General features: G+C 71.6%; 16 protein-coding genes. 9 read left to right on the forward strand and 7 right to left on the reverse strand.

Features of this window, described 5'->3' with window-relative positions:
* Window positions 1-106: 106 nt before the first annotated feature.
* Window positions 107-2,074, forward strand: coding sequence for a transcription antiterminator (locus ASE56_RS07270; protein ID WP_235556947.1), 1,968 nt, complete (start codon window positions 107-109; stop codon window positions 2,072-2,074).
* Window positions 2,075-2,375: 301 nt separating this feature from the next.
* Here ASE56_RS07270 and ASE56_RS07275 read toward each other — a convergent pair whose 3' ends face one another.
* From ASE56_RS07275 to ASE56_RS07285, 3 genes are all read right to left on the reverse strand, one after another.
* The gene (locus ASE56_RS07275; protein ID WP_156371628.1) at window positions 2,376-3,236 is read right to left on the reverse strand and encodes a hypothetical protein; all 861 of its coding nucleotides are present in this window, start codon (window positions 3,234-3,236) and stop codon (window positions 2,376-2,378) included.
* Window positions 3,237-3,540: 304 nt separating this feature from the next.
* Window positions 3,541-5,205: a phospho-sugar mutase gene (locus ASE56_RS07280; RefSeq protein WP_056228377.1), complete on the reverse strand. Its 1,665-nt coding sequence runs from the start codon at window positions 5,203-5,205 to the stop codon at window positions 3,541-3,543.
* Between the two features lie 29 nt (window positions 5,206-5,234).
* The gene (locus ASE56_RS07285) at window positions 5,235-6,068 is read right to left on the reverse strand and encodes a purine-nucleoside phosphorylase (RefSeq protein WP_056226767.1); all 834 of its coding nucleotides are present in this window, start codon (window positions 6,066-6,068) and stop codon (window positions 5,235-5,237) included.
* 108 nt (window positions 6,069-6,176) lie between these two features.
* On the opposite strand from ASE56_RS07285, the gene ASE56_RS07290 reads away from it, so the two are divergent.
* Entirely contained in the window at window positions 6,177-7,637 is a 1,461-nt protein-coding gene (locus ASE56_RS07290) for an NAD(P)H-quinone dehydrogenase (protein ID WP_056226769.1), read from the forward strand.
* A gap of 202 nt (window positions 7,638-7,839) precedes the next feature.
* Here the strand turns inward: ASE56_RS07290 and ASE56_RS07295 are convergent, their stop codons facing one another.
* The gene (locus ASE56_RS07295; RefSeq protein WP_056226771.1) at window positions 7,840-9,606 is read right to left on the reverse strand and encodes a biotin carboxylase N-terminal domain-containing protein; all 1,767 of its coding nucleotides are present in this window, start codon (window positions 9,604-9,606) and stop codon (window positions 7,840-7,842) included.
* Between the two features lie 77 nt (window positions 9,607-9,683).
* On the reverse strand, window positions 9,684-10,331 hold the full coding sequence (locus tag ASE56_RS07300) for a nucleoside triphosphate pyrophosphatase (protein ID WP_056226772.1): 648 nt from the start codon (window positions 10,329-10,331) through the stop codon (window positions 9,684-9,686).
* Between the two features lie 144 nt (window positions 10,332-10,475).
* Between ASE56_RS07300 and ASE56_RS07305 the strand changes: the two genes are divergently transcribed.
* From ASE56_RS07305 to ASE56_RS07320, 4 genes are read left to right on the forward strand one after another with little or no spacing between them, the layout of a single operon-like run.
* Window positions 10,476-11,735, forward strand: a complete 1,260-nt coding sequence (locus ASE56_RS07305; protein WP_056226774.1) for a class I SAM-dependent RNA methyltransferase — start codon at window positions 10,476-10,478, stop codon at window positions 11,733-11,735.
* A 59-nt stretch (window positions 11,736-11,794) separates the two neighbouring features.
* On the forward strand, window positions 11,795-12,463 hold the full coding sequence (locus ASE56_RS07310) for a response regulator transcription factor (protein WP_056226776.1): 669 nt from the start codon (window positions 11,795-11,797) through the stop codon (window positions 12,461-12,463).
* Window positions 12,464-12,476: 13 nt separating this feature from the next.
* Window positions 12,477-13,712 (forward strand): ATP-binding protein, encoded by a 1,236-nt coding sequence (locus ASE56_RS07315; protein ID WP_235556948.1) that lies wholly within the window; start codon window positions 12,477-12,479, stop codon window positions 13,710-13,712.
* Window positions 13,709-14,743: a hypothetical protein gene (locus ASE56_RS07320; protein WP_081349633.1), complete on the forward strand. Its 1,035-nt coding sequence runs from the start codon at window positions 13,709-13,711 to the stop codon at window positions 14,741-14,743. The genes ASE56_RS07315 and ASE56_RS07320 overlap by 4 nt, the downstream gene beginning before the upstream one ends.
* A gap of 322 nt (window positions 14,744-15,065) precedes the next feature.
* Here ASE56_RS07320 and ASE56_RS07325 read toward each other — a convergent pair whose 3' ends face one another.
* Both ASE56_RS07325 and ASE56_RS07330 read right to left on the reverse strand, forming a co-directional pair.
* Complete coding sequence (locus ASE56_RS07325) at window positions 15,066-15,302, reverse strand: acyl-CoA carboxylase subunit epsilon (protein ID WP_056226777.1); 237 nt, start codon at window positions 15,300-15,302, stop codon at window positions 15,066-15,068.
* Window positions 15,299-16,897, reverse strand: a complete 1,599-nt coding sequence (locus ASE56_RS07330) for an acyl-CoA carboxylase subunit beta (protein ID WP_056226779.1) — start codon at window positions 16,895-16,897, stop codon at window positions 15,299-15,301. Before ASE56_RS07330 ends, ASE56_RS07325 begins: the two co-directional genes overlap by 4 nt.
* A gap of 149 nt (window positions 16,898-17,046) precedes the next feature.
* Between ASE56_RS07330 and ASE56_RS07335 the strand changes: the two genes are divergently transcribed.
* The 3 genes from ASE56_RS07335 (at window position 17,047) to ASE56_RS07345 (ending at window position 19,822) form a co-directional block, all read left to right on the forward strand.
* Window positions 17,047-17,829, forward strand: a complete 783-nt coding sequence (locus tag ASE56_RS07335) for a biotin--[acetyl-CoA-carboxylase] ligase (protein WP_056228388.1) — start codon at window positions 17,047-17,049, stop codon at window positions 17,827-17,829.
* Window positions 17,830-17,888: 59 nt separating this feature from the next.
* On the forward strand, window positions 17,889-18,446 hold the full coding sequence (locus tag ASE56_RS07340; RefSeq protein ID WP_056226781.1) for a PH domain-containing protein: 558 nt from the start codon (window positions 17,889-17,891) through the stop codon (window positions 18,444-18,446).
* Between the two features lie 242 nt (window positions 18,447-18,688).
* Window positions 18,689-19,822 carry a 5-(carboxyamino)imidazole ribonucleotide synthase gene (locus tag ASE56_RS07345; RefSeq protein ID WP_056226783.1) on the forward strand — a complete coding sequence of 378 codons (1,134 nt, stop codon included), beginning with the start codon at window positions 18,689-18,691 and terminating at the stop codon, window positions 19,820-19,822.
* Window positions 19,823-19,869: the final 47 nt, after the last annotated feature.

Here is a 19,869-nt window from a genome sequence, read left to right on the forward strand (position 1 = left end):
CGGACAACCAGGTTCGTTTCCCACCCCCCGGAACGCGGATGCCGCAGCCGCCTCCTGCGCGCGCCGTCCCGAGCCGCGCCCGGTGCGGACGGGCGTGAAAGGATGGATGGAACGCTGCCAACCGGGGCGGTGCGGAGGACGGATCGTGACGACGAAGGCTCGCCAAGACCGCCTGCTGGCCCTGTTGCTGCGGGACGGGGAATGGTCGACCGCGGCGTCTCTCGCCGACGCGCTCGGGGTGACCCCGCGCAGTGTCCGGTCCTATGTCACGGCGATCAACGCCCGTGTCCCCGGCGGAGCGGCGATCGAGTCCGGGCCCCTCGGCTATCGCGCCGGGTCCGACGCCGCCGCAGCCCTTCGGGCCTTGACCGGAACGGATGCCGGCACCCCCCGCGACCGTCTGCACACCCTCGTCCGGCGGCTCCTGGATTCCGCCGACGGCATCGACGTCTTCGACACGGCGGACGCCCTGCACGTGAGTGCCGCGACCCTCGAGGCGGATCTGTCACGCGTGCGGGGACTGCTCGGCGGAACCGAGCTGACGCTCGAGCGCTCGGCATCCACCGCCCGCCTGCGCGGAACCGAGGTCGCCCAACGCCGGCTCCTGTCGAAACTCGCGCACGACGAGATGGACGCCGGGCTCTTCGACCTCGACGCCCTGCGGCGCACGCTCGGCGAGCAGTCGGTCGGCGCCCGCGCGTTCGGGCCGTTCAAAGCCGAACTCGTCGCCGAACTCGGCGCCCTCGGCTACTACGTCAACGAGATCGGCATCGGCGACGTGGTGATGCACATCGCGATCGCCGCCGACCGCACCACGCGCGATCGGGCCCTCGGCTCCCCGGGCGGGGATTCGTCGGATGCCGCGGCCGCCGTCGTCGACCTGCTCGACCGGCTCACGGTCAAGCACATCGGCGTGCAACTCGGTTCGGGCGACCTGCGCCACCTCGCGACCCTCGTGCTGACCCGCATCGTCGCACCCGGCTCCCCGGCCGGCGACGACGTGCGCTCCCGCCTCGACCCGGCGGTCGAGGTGGCCGTCCGGCGGGTCGTCGAGAACGCGGCATCCGAGTTCCTCGTCGACATCGCCCACGACGACTTCATCCTGCGCTTGGCGCTGCACGTGCAGAACCTTCTGCACCGCTCGCGTGAGCAGGCGTGGTCGCGCAATCCGCTGACGCGGTCGCTGAAGTCGACGTACCCGATGATCTTCGAGGTCGCGGTCTACATCGCCAAGGGGCTGCAGGACGGCCTGGGCATCCCGATCCTCGACGACGAGATCGCCTACATCGCGATGCACGTCGGCGGTCGTCTCGAGCGCAGCCGCCGCGCCGACCAGCTGCTGACGGCGACCATCGTGTGCCCCGGGTACTACGAGCTGCACGAGCTCCTGCGCTCGAGCGTCGACCGCTCGCTCGGCCAGGCGATCGAGGTCGTGGGCGTCGAGACGCGCATCGACCCGGCGTGGGATTCGATCGAGACCGACCTCGTGCTCACGACCATCGACCCGCCGCGGCCGGGCGACAGGTTCGTGCGGATCCAGCCGTTCCTCACCGACGCCGACGTCGAGCGCGTGCAAGCCGCCGCCGGTCGTATCCGCCGCGGGCGGCGTCTGGCGCGCCTGCGAGCCGAGCTCGAACGGTACTTCGCGCCCGAGGCATTCGTGCGGGGGCTGGATGCCGCTGACGGCGAGGCCGGCGTCATCCGACGCCTCGGCGGGATGCTCGTCGAGCAGAGCGTGATCGACGACGCCTACGTGGCTCGGGCCGTGGAGCGCGAGGCCATCTCGTCCACCGCGTTCACCGACGCGCTCGCCGTGCCTCACGCGATGGGCATGACGGCGACCCAGACCCGCATCGCCATCGGCATCGCCGACCCCTCGATCGCATGGGGGGAGGGTCGCGTGCAGGTCGTGGCGCTCGTGGCCTTCAGCGAGACCGACCGCGAGGCCTTCCAGACGGTGTTCGAGCAGTTCGTCGAGGTGTTCAGCGAGCGCGACAGCGTGCAGCGCATCGTCCGCCGCGCGGTGTCGTTCCCCGCGTTCCTGGACGAACTGGTCGCGGTGATCGACGGCTGACGCTCGGCCTCCCCGAGCTGACGCGGGGCTGGCCCGGCACGGGTCGCCCTCCTCGGTTTGGGGCGGATTTCGCACCTCGGGGCGTGATATTCACGCCCCAACTGACAAATCTCGACCCAAACCCGGCCGCCACCCTTCTCCGTCACGCCCGGCGGCGTGATCACGCCCGGGTGCGGAATGTCGGCGCCATGCCGGGGAACGGCCGATAACCTCGGTTTGGGGCGGGATCCGCACTTTGGGGCGGGTAAATTTCGCCCCAAACAGCGAGATCCGCCCCAAACTGGGGGCACGGGGGCCCGCCTCAGCGCGCGCGGATCCCGAAGCTCTTGAGCCGCTGGGCGAGGGTCTCTGCCGAGCGGAGGTGGGCCCATTTCCACCGAGCGAACGGCCGCTGGGTGGTCCCTCGGATCCAGTCCTCGCGCTGCTTCTCGCGCAGCACGACGTCTTCGAGAGAAAGACCCGATCGCATCGCTTCGTCGCGGTACTTCTTCTCACCATCGAACTCGCCCCAGGCCCTCGCGTCGTCGAGGCCGAAGTCCACGTAGTAGTTCTGGCCGGAAGGGCCGGCGACGGGCACTTGAAGGTCGATCCGGGTGAACCCCAGCTCCGTGAGGCGGATGCGACTGATGCTCTCTCCCGGCAGCTGGGCGCGTCCATCGGCGAAGGCGAGGGCGCGGAGCGCACGAGCGCGACCATGGGCCGAGCGCGACGTGATCTCGAGCACCCTCGCACGCAGCTCGCCGGCCGCAGCGATGTCGTTCACGCCGGGTTCCGGGGCGGTCACCGGCCGGAACGCAGCGTCGAGTGCGCAGACCGCGGTCTCGAACGACGCGGTGCGCGCGACGTCGGCCATCGTGCGCTCGAGGCTCGTGAATCGGACACCGTGGCGCTCCACCTGCTCGTCGTCAGGTACCTCGCCGCGGTGCCTGACCACGAGCGACTGCGCGCCGGGCCGCTCGGGCGGCAGGGTGATGTGGACCTTCGTCGAGGCCGGCGCCCGAACCGGGAGCCCGTGTAGGGCGGCCGCGGTGAGGTGAGAGAAAAGCGGAGGCTCCGAGGTGGTCTGGGCGAGGGCTCGAGCCCGTAAGACGATCCACTCCTCCGCAGTGGGCGGCTGCGCAGGGTCGATTCGGGTGTAGACGCCGGGCCGGAGTCGAACCATGTCGCCCTGCTTGATCAACCGGTTCGTCCGTACCGGTCCGAGGCCTTCAGCCCGCAGGTCCTCCCATGACAGAAGAGGAGGGAGCGCGAGCATGATCCGAGTGTGCGCATCGCCGGGCGACGGCATCCGTCTGTCGGCCCCTTCTGGGGACAGTCGTCGGACGATCGTGCTTGTGGAGGAATTGCTGCCGAATAGCCCCCAACGCGGTTTGGGGCGAATCCCGTCGCTCGGGGCGACAAAGATACGCCCCAAACGACAGAATGCGCCCCAAACCGGGAAAACCCTCGCGGGCCGCCGACGCCCGTCAGCGCAGCGACGCCAGCAGCTCCTCGGCCCCGGCGCGCAGGGCCTCCAGACGCCGGCGCGCCTTCTTGGCCGACGAGCCGCGCACGTCGAGGTACAGCTTCAGCTTGGGCTCGGTGCCGCTGGGACGCACGATGAGCCGCGAGCCGTCGTCGAGCCAGAGGCGCAGCACGTCACCCGGCGGGAACCCGTCGACACCCTGCAGCAGGTCGTCGATGCGCGACACGGCAATCTCGCCCACCGCGGCGGGGGGCTCTGCGCGCAGCGCGGCCATGATCCCGGCGATCTCGCTGACGTCGCTCACGCGCACCGAGATCTGGTCGCTCGCGAAGGCGCCGAACGTCTCGCGGAACTCCTGCAGCAGGTCGGCCACGGTGCGGCCCTGAGCGCGAGCCTCGGATGCCATGCCCAGAAGAGCCACGGCGGCCGAGATCCCGTCCTTGTCGCGCACGGTCGTCGGGTTGACGAGGTAGCCGAGGGCCTCCTCGAAGCCGAACACGATGCCGGGCGCCCGCGAGATCCACTTGAACCCGGTGAGAGTCGAGTGGAACTCGAGACCGTAGTGCTCGGCGACGGCCTGGAGTCCGGGCGACGAGACCAGAGAGCAGGCGAGGGATGCCGGCGCCCCGGCGTCTCCGCCGATGCCCGAACCCGCACCCTCCGCCGCGAGCCGCGCCGCGCGCCACCCCAGCAGCAGCCCGATCTCGTTGCCGGTCAGTCGTCGCCACCCGCCCTCGGAGTCGGCGTCGGGGATCGCGACGGCCAGGCGGTCGGCATCCGGATCGTTGGCGATGACGAGCTCGGCGTCGACGGCGCGCGCCGTCTCGAACGAGAGGTCCATGGCCCCGGGCTCTTCGGGGTTGGGGAACGCGACGGTCGGGAAGCGCCCGTCGGGGTGGATCTGCGCCTCGACGACGGTGGGCTGGGGGTAGCCCGCTTCGGTCAACACGCGCGAGACGGTCTCCCACCCGACGCCGTGCATGGCGGTGTAGACCCAGTTGAGGCCTTCGGCTGCGGCGGGTGCGGGTGCCACCGCGGCGGTGGCGGAGACGTACGCCTCGACGACCGACTCGGGGGCGTTGGCGTAGCCGACCGAGCGAGGGAGGGTGGTGATGTTGCCCTCGTCAGCGATCCGCTGGATGTGGGCGGCGATCTCGGCATCCGCCGGAGAGACGATCTGCGCGCCCTCGTCGGCGCCGCCGAGGTAGACCTTGTAGCCGTTGTCGTCGGGCGGGTTGTGGCTCGCGGTGACCATGACGCCCGCGTCCGCACCGAGGTGGCGCACGGCGAAGGCGAGCACGGGTGTGGGCAGCAGGCGGGGGAGCAGGATCGCGTTCAGGCCCGCGCCGGCGAAGATCTCGACCGAGTCGCGCGCGAACACATCGGAGTTGCGGCGTCCGTCGTACCCGACCACGACGGTCGGCGCCTCGCCGCCCGAGCGCTCGAGCAGGTACGCCGCGAACCCGGCCGCCGCCTGGGCGACGAGCACGCGGTTCATCCGGTTGGAGCCGGCGCCGAGCGTTCCGCGCAGTCCCGCGGTGCCGAAGGCCAGCCGCGTCGAGAAGCGATCCTCGAGGTCGGCCGCAGCCTCCGCATCGCCGTCCTCGACGCGCGCGAGCAGCTCCGACAGTTCCTCTCGGGTCACGGCATCCGGATCCTGCGCCATCCAGGCGCGGGCCGCGTCGACGTACGCGCTCACAACGCGCCGATCACGCGGGCGAGCAGCGCCGAGATCACGGGCTCGGCCTCGCGGCCGGCTTCGAGCACCTCTTCGTGGCTGAGGGGCGTCTGCTGGATGCCGGCGGCCAGGTTCGTGATGAGCGAGAAGCCCAGGATCTCCATGCCGGCCTGACGCGCGGCGATGGCCTCGAGGGCGGTCGACATGCCGACGATGTGGCCGCCGATGGTCTTGGCCATCTGCACCTCGGCGGGCGTCTCGTAGTGCGGCCCGCGGAACTGCGTGTACACGCCCTCGTCCAGCGACGGGTCGATCGAGCGGGCGATGTCGCGCAGGCGCTTCGAGTACAGGTCGGTGAGGTCGATGAAGGTCGCGCCCTCGAGGGGCGAGTCGGCCGTGAGGTTGATGTGGTCGCTGATGAGCACGGGCTGGCCGGGCTTCCACGTCTCGCGGATGCCGCCGGCGCCGTTCGTGAGGATCATCGTTTTCGCACCCGTCGCGGCCGCGGTGCGCACGCTGTGCACGACCCGGCGCACGCCGTGGTTCTCGTAGTAGTGCGTGCGGGCGCCGATGACGAGGACGTTCTTGCCGCCGGGGGTGCGGACGCTGCGGAGCGTGCCGACGTGCCCCTCGAGGGCGGGCTTGGAGAAACCGACGACCTCGGTCGCGGGGAACGACGCCGTCTCCTCGCCGATGAGCTCGGCGGCGCGTCCCCAGCCGGACCCGAGGGTCACGGCGATGTCGTGGTGCTCGACGCCCGAGAGGCGGGCGATGTCGGCAGCCGCGGCGGCGGCGATCTCGAACGGGTCGACCGCGGGGTCGTCGAGCGGGTGTGAGGTGCTGTTGGACATTCCCCCACTCTAGAAACTGTGGGGCCTGCGGGCCAGACGGCACACACCTCGGATCATCGTGTCGGGCGCAGCTGTGTGGCGCATCGGCATCCGCCCAGCGCTGACAGAATGGATGCCATGGTGCAGAGCTTCGAGCGCAAGCAGTCCGTCGCGATCGTCGGCGGCGGCCCCGGCGGATACGAGGCGGCTCTCTCCGCCGCGCAGCTCGGCGCCGACGTCACCCTCGTCGAGCGCGCGGGAGTCGGCGGTTCGGCCGTCATCACCGACGTGGTCCCCTCGAAGACCCTCATCGCCACCGCCGACGCGGCCGTCGCGATCCGCAATGCCAGCAGCCTCGGCGTGCAGCTGTTCGCCAAGGACGACCGCGGCAAGCCGCTGACCCCCGAGGTGGCGATCAACCTCGCCGCGGTCAACCAGCGCCTGCTCTCGCTCGCGCGGCAGCAGTCCGACGACATGCGCGCCTCGTTGCTCGAGGCGGGTGTCCGCATCATCTCGGGCCACGGACGTCTCGATGGCAACGGCGCCGTGGTGGTCTCGACCGAGGCCGGCGGAACCGACTTCGACCGTGTCGAGGCCGAGACCCTCGTCGTCTCAGTCGGTGCGTCTCCCCGCGAGCTCCCCTCGGCCAAGCCCGACGGCGAGCGCATCCTCACGTGGACGCAGCTCTACAACATGAAGTCGGTGCCCTCGCACCTCATCGTCGTGGGCTCCGGCGTGACCGGCGCCGAGTTCGCCTCGGCGTACATGAACCTCGGTGCCAAGGTCACGCTCGTCTCGAGCCGCGACCAGGTGCTCCCGGGTGAGGATCAGGATGCCGCGGCCGTGCTCGAGCGCGTGTTCCAGCGCGGCGGCATGACCCTGTTGGCGAAGGCGCGGGCCGATTCGGTCGTCAACACCGGCGATGGCGTCACCGTCACCCTCTCCGACGGCCGCACCATCGAGGGCAGCCACTGCCTGATGGCGGTCGGGTCGATCCCCAACACTGCCGGCATCGGGCTCGAGCAGGCGGGGGTGCAGATGACGGCATCCGGTCACATCCGCGTCAACCGCGTCGCGCGCACCTCGGTGCCCAACATCTACGCGGCGGGCGACTGCACGAACTTCTACCCCCTGGCATCCGTCGCCTCGATGCAGGGGCGTCAGGCGATCTTCCACGCCCTCGGCGACATCGTGATCCCGCTCGAGACGCGCCGCATCACGGCCAACATCTTCACCGCGCCCGAGATCGCCACGGTCGGCTTCAGCGAGCAGGACATCACCGAGGGGCGGATCGCCGGCAAGGTGCGCAAGCTCCCGCTCTCGGCGAACCCCCGCGCGAAGATGCAGGGCATCACCGACGGCTTCGTCAAGCTGATCGCCCGCGAGGGCAGCGGCACCGTGATGGGCGGCGTGATCGTCGGCCCGAAGGCGTCGGAGCTCATCTACCCGATCGCGATCGCCGTCGAGCGCCGCCTCACCGTCGACCAGGTCGCGCGCGTGTTCGCGGTGTACCCCTCGCTGACCTCGAGCATCACCGACGCTGCGCGCGCCATGCACATCGTCGATCGCGACGACCCCGGCGAGGACTGAGCCCTCCGGATGCCGCGGCCTCGCGGCACCCGTCACCCGTCGGTGCCCCGGCGGGGCGGGGTCGTCGATAAACGCTCCCTGCACGGAGAAACGCTTTCGCGTGCGTTTGCCGGTGCAGCGCGCGCTCATGAATGCGCCCCGCACGAACGACGGCGCCGCGCCCCCCGAAGGAGCGCGGCGCCGTGTCGAACGGAGGGGCCCGTCAGCTGATCAGCAGCAGCTGGTGCCCCGCGGCGACCGTGGTACCGGCCGAGGCGTCGATGCTCGCGACGGTGCCGTCCTTGTGGGCCTGGATGGGCTGCTCCATCTTCATCGCCTCGAGCACCACGACCAGGTCGCCCTTGACGACCTGCTGGCCCTCTTCGACGGCCACCTTGACGACGGTGGCCTGCATCGGCGACTTCACCGCGTCGCCGGTGGCGCCGGCCGTGGGCGAGGCGCCGTGCGCGCGGCGGGACGGGGGAGCGGCGGCCGGACGACCGACCGAGGGAGCCGCGGCCGTGATGCGGTCGGGCAGGCTCACCTCGAGGCGCTTGCCGCCGACCTCGACGACCACCGTGTGGCGGCCGGGGGCTGCGGCGGGGGCTTCGAGCTCGCCGTCCCACGCGGGGATGTCGTTGACGAACTCCGTCTCGATCCAGCGCGTGAACACGCCGAACGCGCCGTTCTCGGCGGTGAAGGCGGGGTCGCGGACGACCTTGCGGTGGAACGGGATGACGGTCGGCATGCCGGCGACCTCGAACTCGTCGAGGGCGCGGCGCGAGCGCTCGAGGGCCTCGGCGCGGTCGCGGCCGGTCACGATGATCTTCGCGAGCAGCGAGTCGAAGGCGCCAGAGACGCTGTCGCCCGCGGTCACGCCGGAGTCGAGACGGATGCCGGGGCCGCCGAACGTCTTGAACACGTGGATCGGGCCCGGCTGGGGGAGGAACCCGCGACCCGGGTCCTCGCCGTTGATGCGGAACTCGATCGAGTGACCGACCGGGGCCGGGTCGTCGTAGCCGAGCTCTTCGCCCTCGGCGACGCGGAACTGCTCGCGCACGAGGTCGATGCCGGTCACCTCTTCGGAGACGGGGTGCTCGACCTGCAGGCGGGTGTTGACCTCGAGGAACGAGATCGTGCCGTCGGCGCCGATGAGGAACTCGCAGGTTCCGGCGCCGACGTAGCCGACCTCCTTGAGGATGGCCTTTGACGCCGAGTAGAGGATGGCGTTCTGCTCGTCGGTCAGGAACGGCGCGGGGGCCTCTTCGACGAGCTTCTGGTGGCGGCGCTGCAGCGAGCAGTCGCGCGTGGAGACGACCACGACGTTGCCGGCGGCATCGGCCAGGCACTGCGTCTCGACGTGACGCGGCTTGTCGAGGTACTTCTCGACGAAGCACTCGCCGCGGCCGAAGGCGGCGACCGCCTCGCGCGTGGCCGACTCGAACATCTCGGCGACCTCGTCGAGCTCACGCGCGACCTTGAGCCCGCGTCCGCCGCCGCCGTACGCGGCCTTGATGGCGATCGGCAGACCGACCTCGTTGGCGAAGGCGATGACCTCGTCGGCACCCGAGACGGGGCCGGGGGTTCCGGGGGCCAGGGGTGCGCCGACCTTCTCGGCGACATGGCGCGCGGTGACCTTGTCGCCCAGGGCCTCGATGGCGTCGGGCGAGGGGCCGATCCAGATGAGGCCGGCACCGATCACGGCGCGGGCGAAGTCGGCGTTCTCGGCGAGGAAGCCGTAGCCGGGGTGCACGGCGTCGGCGCCGGAGCGGCGGGCGACCGAGAGGATCTTCTCGATCGACAGGTAGGTGTCGGCGCTGGTCGCACCGTCGAGGGCGTAGGCCTCGTCGGCGAGGCGGGTGTGCAGGGCGTCGCGATCCTGATCGGCGTAGACGGCGACGGAGGCCTTCCCCGAATCACGGGCGGCGCGGATGACTCGGACGGCGATCTCGCCGCGGTTGGCGACAAGGACCTTGGCGATCTTCGGCATCCTCCCAGCCTAGCGAGGGGTTACCCCGGCCTTTTGACCCTCCTCGATAAGAAACGCCGAAAAACGTGTGAGGGAGTCTACGAACGGTTCCACAGGTCGGTCCACGAACCGCCCAGTTCGCGCACAAGTCGGCGGACCGTCGAGAGCGACATGCCCACCACCGTCGAGGGGTCCCCGTCGACCCGCTCGATGAACGCCCCGCCGAGGCTGTCGACGGTGAACGCCCCCGCCACCAGCAGGGGCTCGCCGGTGGCCACGTACGCGGCGATCTCGGCGTCGTCGACGTCGGCGGCGAAGGTCACCGAGGCTTCGGCGACGGCGAAGGCCTCGCGCGGCTCGGAGCCGGGGGACAGGCGGAAGACGCTGTGACCGGAGTGCAGCACCCCGGTGCGCCCTCGCATCCCGCGCCAGCGTGCGGTCGCGGCATCCGGGGTATACGGCTTTCCGAGGATCTCGTCGCCGAGGGCGAACATCGAGTCGCCCCCGATGACGAAGCCGTCGAAGTTGGGCTCCTCGGCGCGCAGGCGGTGCGCGACGTCGGCGGCCTTGCGTCGCGCGAGCAGCAGGACGTGCTCGGGGGCGGGCAGGCGCCGGGCCTCGGCCGTCTCGACCTCGGCGATCACGGCTTCCTCGTCGACGTGGGGCGCCCGCGCCTCGGGCTCGATGCCCGCTTGGCGCAGCAGCATGAGACGAGCGGGAGAAGTGGATGCCAAGCACACGCGCATGCGACAACGCTACCCAGGTGCGGGGGCGGCGGTCTCCGCGCCGCCCGGACCCCTCGACGAGCTCAGGGACCTCCTACCGGGGCGGTCGGGCGTCGCCGCGTCCGCCCCCGGCGGTCTCCCGGCCGTGTATGACAGGCTCGGAGGATGCACGACGGCGACCTCATCGAACTCGACATCACCGGCATCGCCCACGGCGGCGTCTTCGTCGGACGGCACGAGGGGCGGGTCGTCTTCGTCTCGGACACGATGCCCGGCGAACGCGTCCGCGCGCGGTTGACCGACACCCGCAAGAAGGCGTTCTGGCGGGCCGAGGCCGTCGAGGTGGTGGATGCCGCTCCCCAGCGCCGTCCGCACGTCTGGCGTTCGGCCGATATCGGTGTGGATCCCGCGGAACGCGTGGGCGGGGCCGAGTTCGGTCACATCGACCTCGCGCACCAGCGCGCCCTCAAGGAGCGCGTGATCCGCGAGGCCATGGAGCGCGTGGGCCGGCTCGAGCTGCCGGTCGACGTGCGCCCCGCCGGCGACGCCGATCACCCCGAGTCCGTCGACGGAACGGGCTGGCGGACGCGCGTGAGCCTCCACGTCGATGACCGGGGCCGGGTGGGCGCCTACGCCGCGCGGTCGCACCACGTCGTCGAGACCCCCGACTTCCCCCTCGCGACCGAGGGCGTCGCTCGCGCGGCCGCCGAGGTGCGCGGGGGAGCGCGCCCCGGGCGCGTCGACCTCGTCCAGCCGGCCGACGGACGCGTGCGCGTCCTGCCACGGCCCGAGGGCGAGCGCTCGACCGCTGCCCCCGAGGTCGTCGACGAGATCGTCGGTGAGCGCGTCTTCCGCGTCGATGCGGGCGGGTTCTGGCAGGTGCACCGCCTCGCCGCGTCCACGCTGACCTCTCTCGTCACGGCGGAGCTCACCGCTTCGGTCGAGGCCCTCGACCCCGAGGCGATGCACCTCGACCTCTACGGCGGCGTCGGCCTCTTCGCCGCCGCGCTCGCCGAGCTGGGCGGGTCGTCGACGCGCGTGGTGAGCGTGGAATCCGACCCCCGGGCGACGGAGCACGCCGGTGAGAACCTCGCCGAGTGGGTCGGGGCGCGGGCCGAGACGGCACGGGTCGATCGCTACGTCCAGAACCTCGCCGCCGGCGCTTCCGAGCGGGAACGCGAGCGTCTGGAGCGCGGTGTCGTGCTGCTCGACCCGCCGCGGGCGGGTGCGGGCCGGGTCGCCGTCGAGGGCATCGCCGCGCTGTCCCCGTCCGCCGTCGTCTACGTCGCGTGCGACCCCGTGGCCCTCGCCCGCGACCTGGCGCTGTTCGCCGAACTCGGGTACCGCGCCGAGCGCGGCATCCGGGGTGTCGACCTCTTCCCGAACTCGCACCACGTCGAGGCCGTCACGGTGCTGCGCCGCTGACGCGCCGGGTCGCGCGACCTTCACCCGCGCGGCGGCCCCCGCGCCGATACGATGTGGGGATGACGCGCGTCGCCCTCATCGATGACCACGAGTCGGTCCGACTCGGGCTGGAGGCCGCCCTCGCGCGCACCGAGGCCACCGAGGTCGTCTTCTCGGGCGCGAACGTCGCCTCGTACCTGTCCTGGCGTCAAGCGGCGGCCGCGAACCCCGCCGACGTCGTGGTGCTCGACCTGACGCTCGGTGACGGCACGACGGTCTCCGAGAACGTCGACCGCGTCGTCCGCGACGGCTCCAGCGTCATCATCCACAGCGTCGCCGACCGCGCCGCCGCGGTGCGCGAGGCACTCGCCGCGGGCGCCGCGGGGATCGTCAGCAAGTCGTCGCCGACGCACGAGGTGCTCGGCGCCATCAGCACCGTCGCCCGGGGCGAGGTGCTCGACAACGTCGAGTGGGCGAGCGCCGTCGAAGGCGATCGGGAGTTCGCCGACGCGCAGTTGTCCGCTCGAGAGCGCGAGGTCCTGCGCCTGTACGCCGCGGGCCTTCCGCTCAAGGCCGTCGCCGACCGCCTCGGCGTCGCCTATTCCACCGCCAAGGAGAACATCACCCGCGTCCGCGTGAAGTACGTCGAGGTGGGGCGCCCGGCACCGACGAAGGTCGACCTGCTGCGGCGCGCCATGGAGGACGGCATCCTGCAGGACGCACCCGATGATGCTCCCCGCCATGGCTGAGAACCATCGGTCCGTGCTCGACGAAGCCTGGGGGCGGATCCCCCACACCCGCGAGGGGCAGGCGGAGCAGGGGTCGTTCACGCAGACGCGGATCGAGCGCGTCATCACCCTGATCGTGGGCCCGGGCTCTCTCGTGCTGGGGCTGCAGGCCTTCGTCGCCGCGTTCGGCCCGGGAGATGAGGCGGCCGGGTGGCACATGCCTCTCGTCCTCGCCGTCTTCGTGCCGCTGGTGGCGATGATCGTCGCATGCACCGTGGGACGCTTCGCGCGGGTGTTCTCGGGTGTCTTCGCGGTCGTCTTCATGCTCGCCCTCGCGTTCTGGCCCGTTGCCACGGCCGGCGGACCCACGCCGGTCCCCACCGAGAACCCCTGGATCTTCTACCTCATCAACGTCGCCACGGTCGCCACCGTGGTCGCGTTCCCCCTCTCGCTGCAGATCGTCTGGACGGTCGCCGCGCCGCTGCTGTTCGGGGTGGTGCGCCTGCTGCAGGCCGGCGGGCGGGGAGAGTTCATCCTGCCGATCTCGCTCGACGTCTCGTTCGCGCTGATCCTCGGCAGCGTCCTGGTGACCCTCGGCTGGATGTACCGCTCGATCGCCGCGAACGTCGACCAGGCCCGCGCGTCGGCCGTGTCGAGCTACGCGGCCGCGGCCGCGACGGCCGCGACCGAGCACGAGCGGGTCGCGGTGGCGGCTCTCATGCACGACAGCGTCCTGGGCGCCCTGCTCGCGGCGGACCGCGCCACGACCCCGCGCGAGCGCACTCTGGCCGTCAGCATGGCGCGCGAGGCGCTGACCCGGTTGGCGAACGCCGAGAAGGACTCCCTCGAAGGAAGCGACGAGCCGGTCCCCGCGCTGCGCCTGGCCGACGACATCGAGGCCGCCGCTCGCGAGCTCGGGGTCGACCTGACCGTCGTCCGCCACGTCGACGAGGGCACACCGCACGTCCCCGGGCGGATCGCCCGCGCTCTCGTCCTCGCGGCGATGCAGGCCGTCGCCAACGCCGTACAGCACGCCGATGCGCAGGGCCTCACGGTGCAGTTGACGGGCTACGCCTCCCCGGGAAGCGTGTCGGTCCGGGTGCGCGACACGGGCCCCGGCTTCGACGTCACCGCCATCCCGGCCGACCGACTCGGCATCCGCGGTTCGATCGACGCGCGACTGGCGGCCGTGGGCGGTCGCAGCGAGATCGACTCGCACGCCGGTGGCACGACGGTGACGCTCGAGTGGGAGAGCGGAGACCGCTGGTGACCGTTCGCGCCATCCTGTCGGTCATCGGACTGGCCTTCACCGCCTACCTCGCGGCGCGCGGCCTCATCTGGACCTCTCCCGAGACCGTCGAGCGCGGGTGGCTCATCGTGGCGGCCCTGGTGCTCTACCTCCCGGTGACGTGGATGTGGATCTTCGCGATCGGCGCGCGCGGTCGGCGGGGACAGCCGGCGCCGACCGCGGGTGCGCGACTGCCCGCCTGGGGGGTCGTGCTCGCTCTCGTGGTGGCGATCGTGGTGTCGAACGCGACGTTCCTCGCGGTCACCGAGGCCGGTCGCACGCAGCCTTTCGTCACGTGGGTGATCGGCGGTGTCGGCGCGCTCATGACCATCGTCATGGTGCGGCGCCGGCCCATCGTCGCATGGGTCGGGATGCTGATCCTCGCCGTGTCGACGTCGTTCTGGTTGGGGCCGCTGCAGGCGCTCAGCCTGGGCCTGGTCGGCTCGATCGTGTGGGTGACCGCGGCGCAGCTCGTGACCATCGCCCTCGACCGCGCGGCGCGGGACGCCGAGCGTCTCGCCGAGCTCCAGCAAGCGGCATCCGCGTGGCAGGCCTCGCAGAGCGGCCGGCAACGAGAGCGTCGACTTCACGTTCAGCGCGCGCTGCAGGCGGCGGGCCCCATCCTCGCCCGCACCATCGAGAACGGCGGCAACCTGCGCGCGGCCGACAAGCAGGCCGCTCGACGCGCCGAGGCCAGCCTGCGCGACGAGCTGCGGGGCAACCGCCTGCTCGACGACGACGTGCGGGCCGAGATCGACGCCGCGCGCCGGCGGGGGTCCGCGGTGAGTCTGTTCGACGAGGGCGGTCTCGAGGGACTCGGCGCCGCGGATCTGAAGGGCATCCGATCCGAGCTGGCGGGCATCCTGCGGGAGTCCGTGTCGGAGCGCGTGATCATCCGCACCTCTCCGCACCACGAGATCGCCGTCACGATCGTCGGGCGCTCGAGTGGTGAGAGCGCCGGGGGAGACGACGATCAGGTCGACCTCTGGCGCGAGATCCGTCGCCCGCGCTGACCCGCAGGCGGAACCAGTGCCGCGACCGTGATCTCGGCTGTGATCGAGCCCCGCGTGTGCGCGCCCCCGCGGCCGGCGGCGACGACGTGAGGGGGGTCCGTCGACGCTGCCATGCCCTCCGCGGGGGAAGAGGATGGGGGTGAGGGGCGGCGAATGCGCCTGCCCCTCACCCGTGCGAACGGTTACCCGAAAACCGTCCGCGCGGTCGAATCCGGCTCTAAGGAGCGGTCCGACCGAACGCGTGATGCGTTCCAGCTCCTCCAGTATTCGGCAGTGTCCCTCGCCCGTCTGTAGGTATTTCGGGGGACATTTCGAACACGTGTCAGCCGGTGAAACCGTGCCATCCGGCGGTGCGGTTCAGCGGGGTGCGCAGGCCGCGAGCCGACAGCTCCCAGCGGGAGCGCGGCGTCTCGTCGGGAACCGTGGCGTCGGCCACCTCGCGCACGTAGGACTCGCTCACCACAACGATCGCCGCGGCCAGTTCCTCTTCGGTGGGCGTGCCGCGTACGACCTCCGCGACGATGGGTCGCGGGGCGTCGGGGTCGACGGTGTCGCTCACAGCGGGATGTTCCCGTGCTTCTTCGCGGGCAGGCTCGCGCGCTTGTTGCGCAGCGCCCGCAGGGCCTTGGCGATCGAGACGCGCGTCTGCGCCGGCTCGATGATCCCGTCGAGCTCGCCGCGCTCGGCGGCCAGGAAGGGGGATGCCACGTTGTAGGTGTACTCGTTCGCCAGGCGCGTGCGCACGGCCGCGACGTCTTCGCCGGCCTCTTCGGCGCGCTTGATCTCACCGCGGTAGAGGATGTTGACCGCGCCCTGGCCGCCCATGACGGCGATCTCGGCCGTGGGCCACGCGAGGTTGATGTCGGCGCCCAGCTGCTTGGAGCCCATGACGATGTACGCGCCGCCGTAGGCCTTGCGCAGGATCACCGTCACCAGGGGCACGGTGGCCTCGGCGTAGGCGTACAGCAGCTTCGCGCCGCGGCGGATGACGCCGGTCCACTCCTGGTCGGTGCCGGGGAGGTAGCCGGGCACGTCGACGAGGGTGACGATCGGCACCGAGAACGCGTCGCAGAAGCGCACGAAGCGGCTGGCCTTCTCCCCCGCGTCGATGTTGAGGGTTCCGGCCATCTGCGAGGGCTGGTTGGCGATGATGCCGACGGTGCGGCCCTCGATCCGGCCGAAGCCGATCACGATGTTGGGCGCGAACAGCGGCTGCACCTCGAGGAACTCCGCCGCGTCCACGATGCCGTCGATCACGGTGTGGATGTCGTACGGCTGGTTCGGGGAGTCGGGGATGACGGTGTTCAGCGAGCGGTCGGCATCCGTCGTCTCGAATTCGAAGGGCGTGTCGTAGACCGGGATCTCGGCGAGGTTGTTGTCCGGCAGGTAGCTGATGAGGCCGCGCGCGTAGTCGATCGCGTCGTCCTCGTCGTCGGCGAGGTAGTGCGCGACGCCCGAGCGGGTGTTGTGGGTGTGGGCTCCGCCGAGCTCTTCCATTCCCACGTCTTCGCCGGTGACGGTCTTGATGACGTCGGGGCCCGTGACGAACATCTGGCTGGTCTTGTCGACCATGATGACGAAGTCGGTGAGGGCGGGGGAGTACACCGCTCCGCCGGCGGCGGGTCCCATGATGATCGAGATCTGGGGGATGACCCCGGATGCCGCGGTGTTCAGGCGGAAGATCTCGCCGTACTTGCCGAGGGCGACGACGCCCTCCTGGATGCGGGCTCCGCCCGAGTCGAGGATGCCGATGATCGGGATGCCGCTGCGCAGCGCCAGCTCCATCACCTTGATGATCTTGTCGCCGGCGACCTCGCCGAGCGACCCGCCGAAGGTCGAGAAGTCCTGCGCGTACACCGCGACCGTGCGGCCGTGGATCGTGCCGGTGCCGGTGACGACCGAGTCGCCGTAGGGGCGCGACTTGTCCATGCCGAACGCGGAGGTGCGGTGGCGCACGTACTCGTCGAGCTCGACGAACGAGCCGGGGTCGACAAGCATCTCGAGACGCTCGCGGGCGGTGAGCTTGCCCTTCGCGTGCTGCTTGTCGCGGGCGGCGGCTTCGGCGTCGACGACCGCCTCCTGGAACCTGTTGCGCAGGTCCGCGATCTTGCCGGCGGTGGTGAAGAGATCGGGCTGGTCGGTCACGCTTTCCACCCTAGCGACAGCGTCGGCGCCCGCGTTGGAGGGTGCGCACAAGCGAATGCGCGAGGCACTGTGGCATCCGCCCATGTCCTCCCGTGTCGGGCCGCCGCGACGAGCGCAAGAGGATGCCGCGAGACCGGTGCGTTCTCTAGGGTGTGCTCATGCCGATCCCCGCCGCCGGATACCCGCTCGCCGCCGCCCACAGCCCGCGCGTGCAGGTCGTCGAGACGACCGACTCCACGAACGCCGACGTGATCGCGGCGGTCACCGCCGATCCCGAGGGCTGGCCGCACCTGTCGCTGCTGGTGACCGACGACCAGCGCGCCGGGCGCGGGCGGCTCGACCGAAGCTGGACGGCGCCGGCGGGAACCGCGCTCGCCGTCTCGGTCGTCGTCGACGCGGCGATGGTCCCGATCGCCCAGCGCGGGTGGATCCCGCTGGTCGCGGGGGCCGCCATGACGCGTGCGGTGCGCGCTCAGCTCACCGGTCACGGCGGGTCGGCCGAGCTGAAGTGGCCGAACGACGTGCTCGTCGACGGGGGCAAGATCTGCGGCATCCTGGCCGAGGTCGTACCCGGCGCGGCCGACACGGTCGTGGTCGGGGCGGGCGTCAACACGCGCATGAGCCGCGCCGATCTTCCGGTCACCACCGCGACCTCGTTCGCCGCGATCGGCGCGGAGTGCGACGACGACCGCCTCCTCGCCGACTACCTCGAGGATCTCGGCAAGATGCTCTCGCGCCTCGCGCACGACGACGTCGAGCGCGTGCACTCCGAGATCGAGAAACTCTGCGTCACCGTCGGCAAAGAGGTGACCGTCGCGATGCCCGACGGCTCCACCCTCCAGGGCACGGCCACGCGCCTCGACCGGGACGGGCGCCTCGTCGTCGAGGCCGGCACCATCGAGACCGTCGTCTCGGCCGGAGACGTGGTCCACGTCCGCTGACGGCGAGGCGCCCCGCGTGGCACCGGCCCGCCGGGCCCCGCGCGTCGCACAATGAGACCGTGACCCAGCCGTCGAACTCGATCGGGCGCCCGCGGATGCCGGCGCCGGGGACGGCCGCGCCCGAGTTGCGCATCGCTCGACTGCGCTCGCACGCGCGGCGCCTGTTCTGGTCGGCGCTCGTCCTGATCGGCGTCGCGGGGGCGACAGCTTTCTTCTACGACAACCTTCCCGCGCCCTACGAGAACTGGATGCTGCTGACCGCGGCGGGCGTGCTCGTCCTGCTGCTCGTGGTCGTCCCCTACCTCGTATGGCTCTCGCACACCTGGACCATCACGACGCGCCGCGTGATCGAGCGCTCCGGTCCGTTCGGGGCCAACCGGCGCGAAGTCTCCCACGTGCGCGGGTACGCCATCGAGATGCGGCGTGGCATCCTGCAGCGGATGTGGGGCGCGGGCACGCTCTCGCTCTCGAACGGCGTCGAGCCTCCGCTGCGCCTGAAGAACATCCCGCACGCGGTGCTCGTCCACGAGACGCTCGTCGACCAGGTCGAGGTCAACCAGATCCTCGCCCACCGCGACGCGCAGACCTTCGGCTCGGGCGCCGTCGGCGGGCTTTGACCCGCGTCGCGGCCACCGCTCGCCCCGGCGTGCGAACCCGCCCCCTGGTGACATAACGCAGGAGACGCACGCTCTTCCGGCCGAGATCGCGCTGCGGCCGGGGTCGCGCGCGCACATCTCCTGCGTTGTGTTCAGCGCAAGGTGCGCCGGCGGATCGCGCCGGTCCCCATCGCCCGGCCATCCGGACCGGCTCGCGCCCTCGCGGGCGGCCCGACAGAATGGATGCCGACGGAAGGAGCGGCATGGCGCTGCGAGTCGGAGTGGTCGGTGGCGGACAGCTGGCGCGGATGATGATCGCGCCCGCCGTGGAGATGGGGGTCGAGATCCGCGTCCTCGCGGAGGACGAGGGCATGTCGGCGGCACTCGCCGCGACCGCCGTCGGCGACTACCGCGACGCCGCGACGGTGCTCGCCTTCGCCCGTGACGTCGACGTCATCACCTTCGACCACGAGCACGTGCCGCAGGACGTGCTGGCCGCCCTGGTCGACGCCGGCGTCGCCGTCCACCCCGGACCCGCACCCCTCGGCGTCGCTCAGGACAAGCTCGTCATGCGCGCGAAGATGGCCGAGCTCGGGCTTCCTCAGCCCGACTGGGCCGCCGTGTCCACGGCATCCGACCTGCAGGAATTCCTCGACGCGCACGGTGGGCGAGCGGTCGTGAAGACGCCGCGCGGCGGGTACGACGGCAAGGGCGTCCGGGTGGTCTCCGCCGCCACCGAGGCGGACGACTGGTTCGCCGCGCTCGCCGAGGACGGCAACGGCGGTGCCCTCCTCGCTGAAGAACTGGTCGACTTCACCCGAGAACTGGCCCAGCAGGTCGCCCGACGCCCCTCCGGCGAGGTGCGCGCGTACCCCGTCGTCGAGACCGTGCAGCGCGGCGGGGTCTGCGCCGAGGTCGTGGCCCCGGCGCCCCGCGCCGACGCCCGCGTCCAGCGCGTCGCCGCCGAGATCGGCGTCGCGGTCGCGGAGGGACTGGGCGTGACCGGCATGCTCGCCGTCGAGCTGTTCGAGACGAGCGACCAGCGCATCCTGATCAACGAGCTCGCCATGCGTCCGCACAACAGCGGTCACTGGACGCAGGACGGTGCGATCACGAGCCAGTTCGAGCAGCACCTGCGCGCGGTCCTCGACCTGCCCCTCGGATCGACGGATGCCGTGGCCCCGTGGACGGTCATGATCAACGTCCTGGGCGGCCCCGCCGAGGGCGGCCTCGACGAGCGGTTCGCCGCCGCCATGGCCGCGCACCCCGCCGCGAAGATCCACACCTACGGCAAGGCCCCGCGCCCGGGCCGCAAGGTGGGCCACGTCAACGTCATCGGGGAGGACCTCGACGACGTCGTGTACGAGGGTCGCGCGGCCGCCGCGTTCTTCGACTGAGCGCGCCGTTCCGAGATCTTCCAGCGAGCCGCCCTACCCTGGACCGG

Source organism: Microbacterium sp. Leaf203, from assembly GCF_001421275.1.
Lineage (GTDB): Bacteria > Actinomycetota > Actinomycetes > Actinomycetales > Microbacteriaceae > Microbacterium > Microbacterium testaceum_A.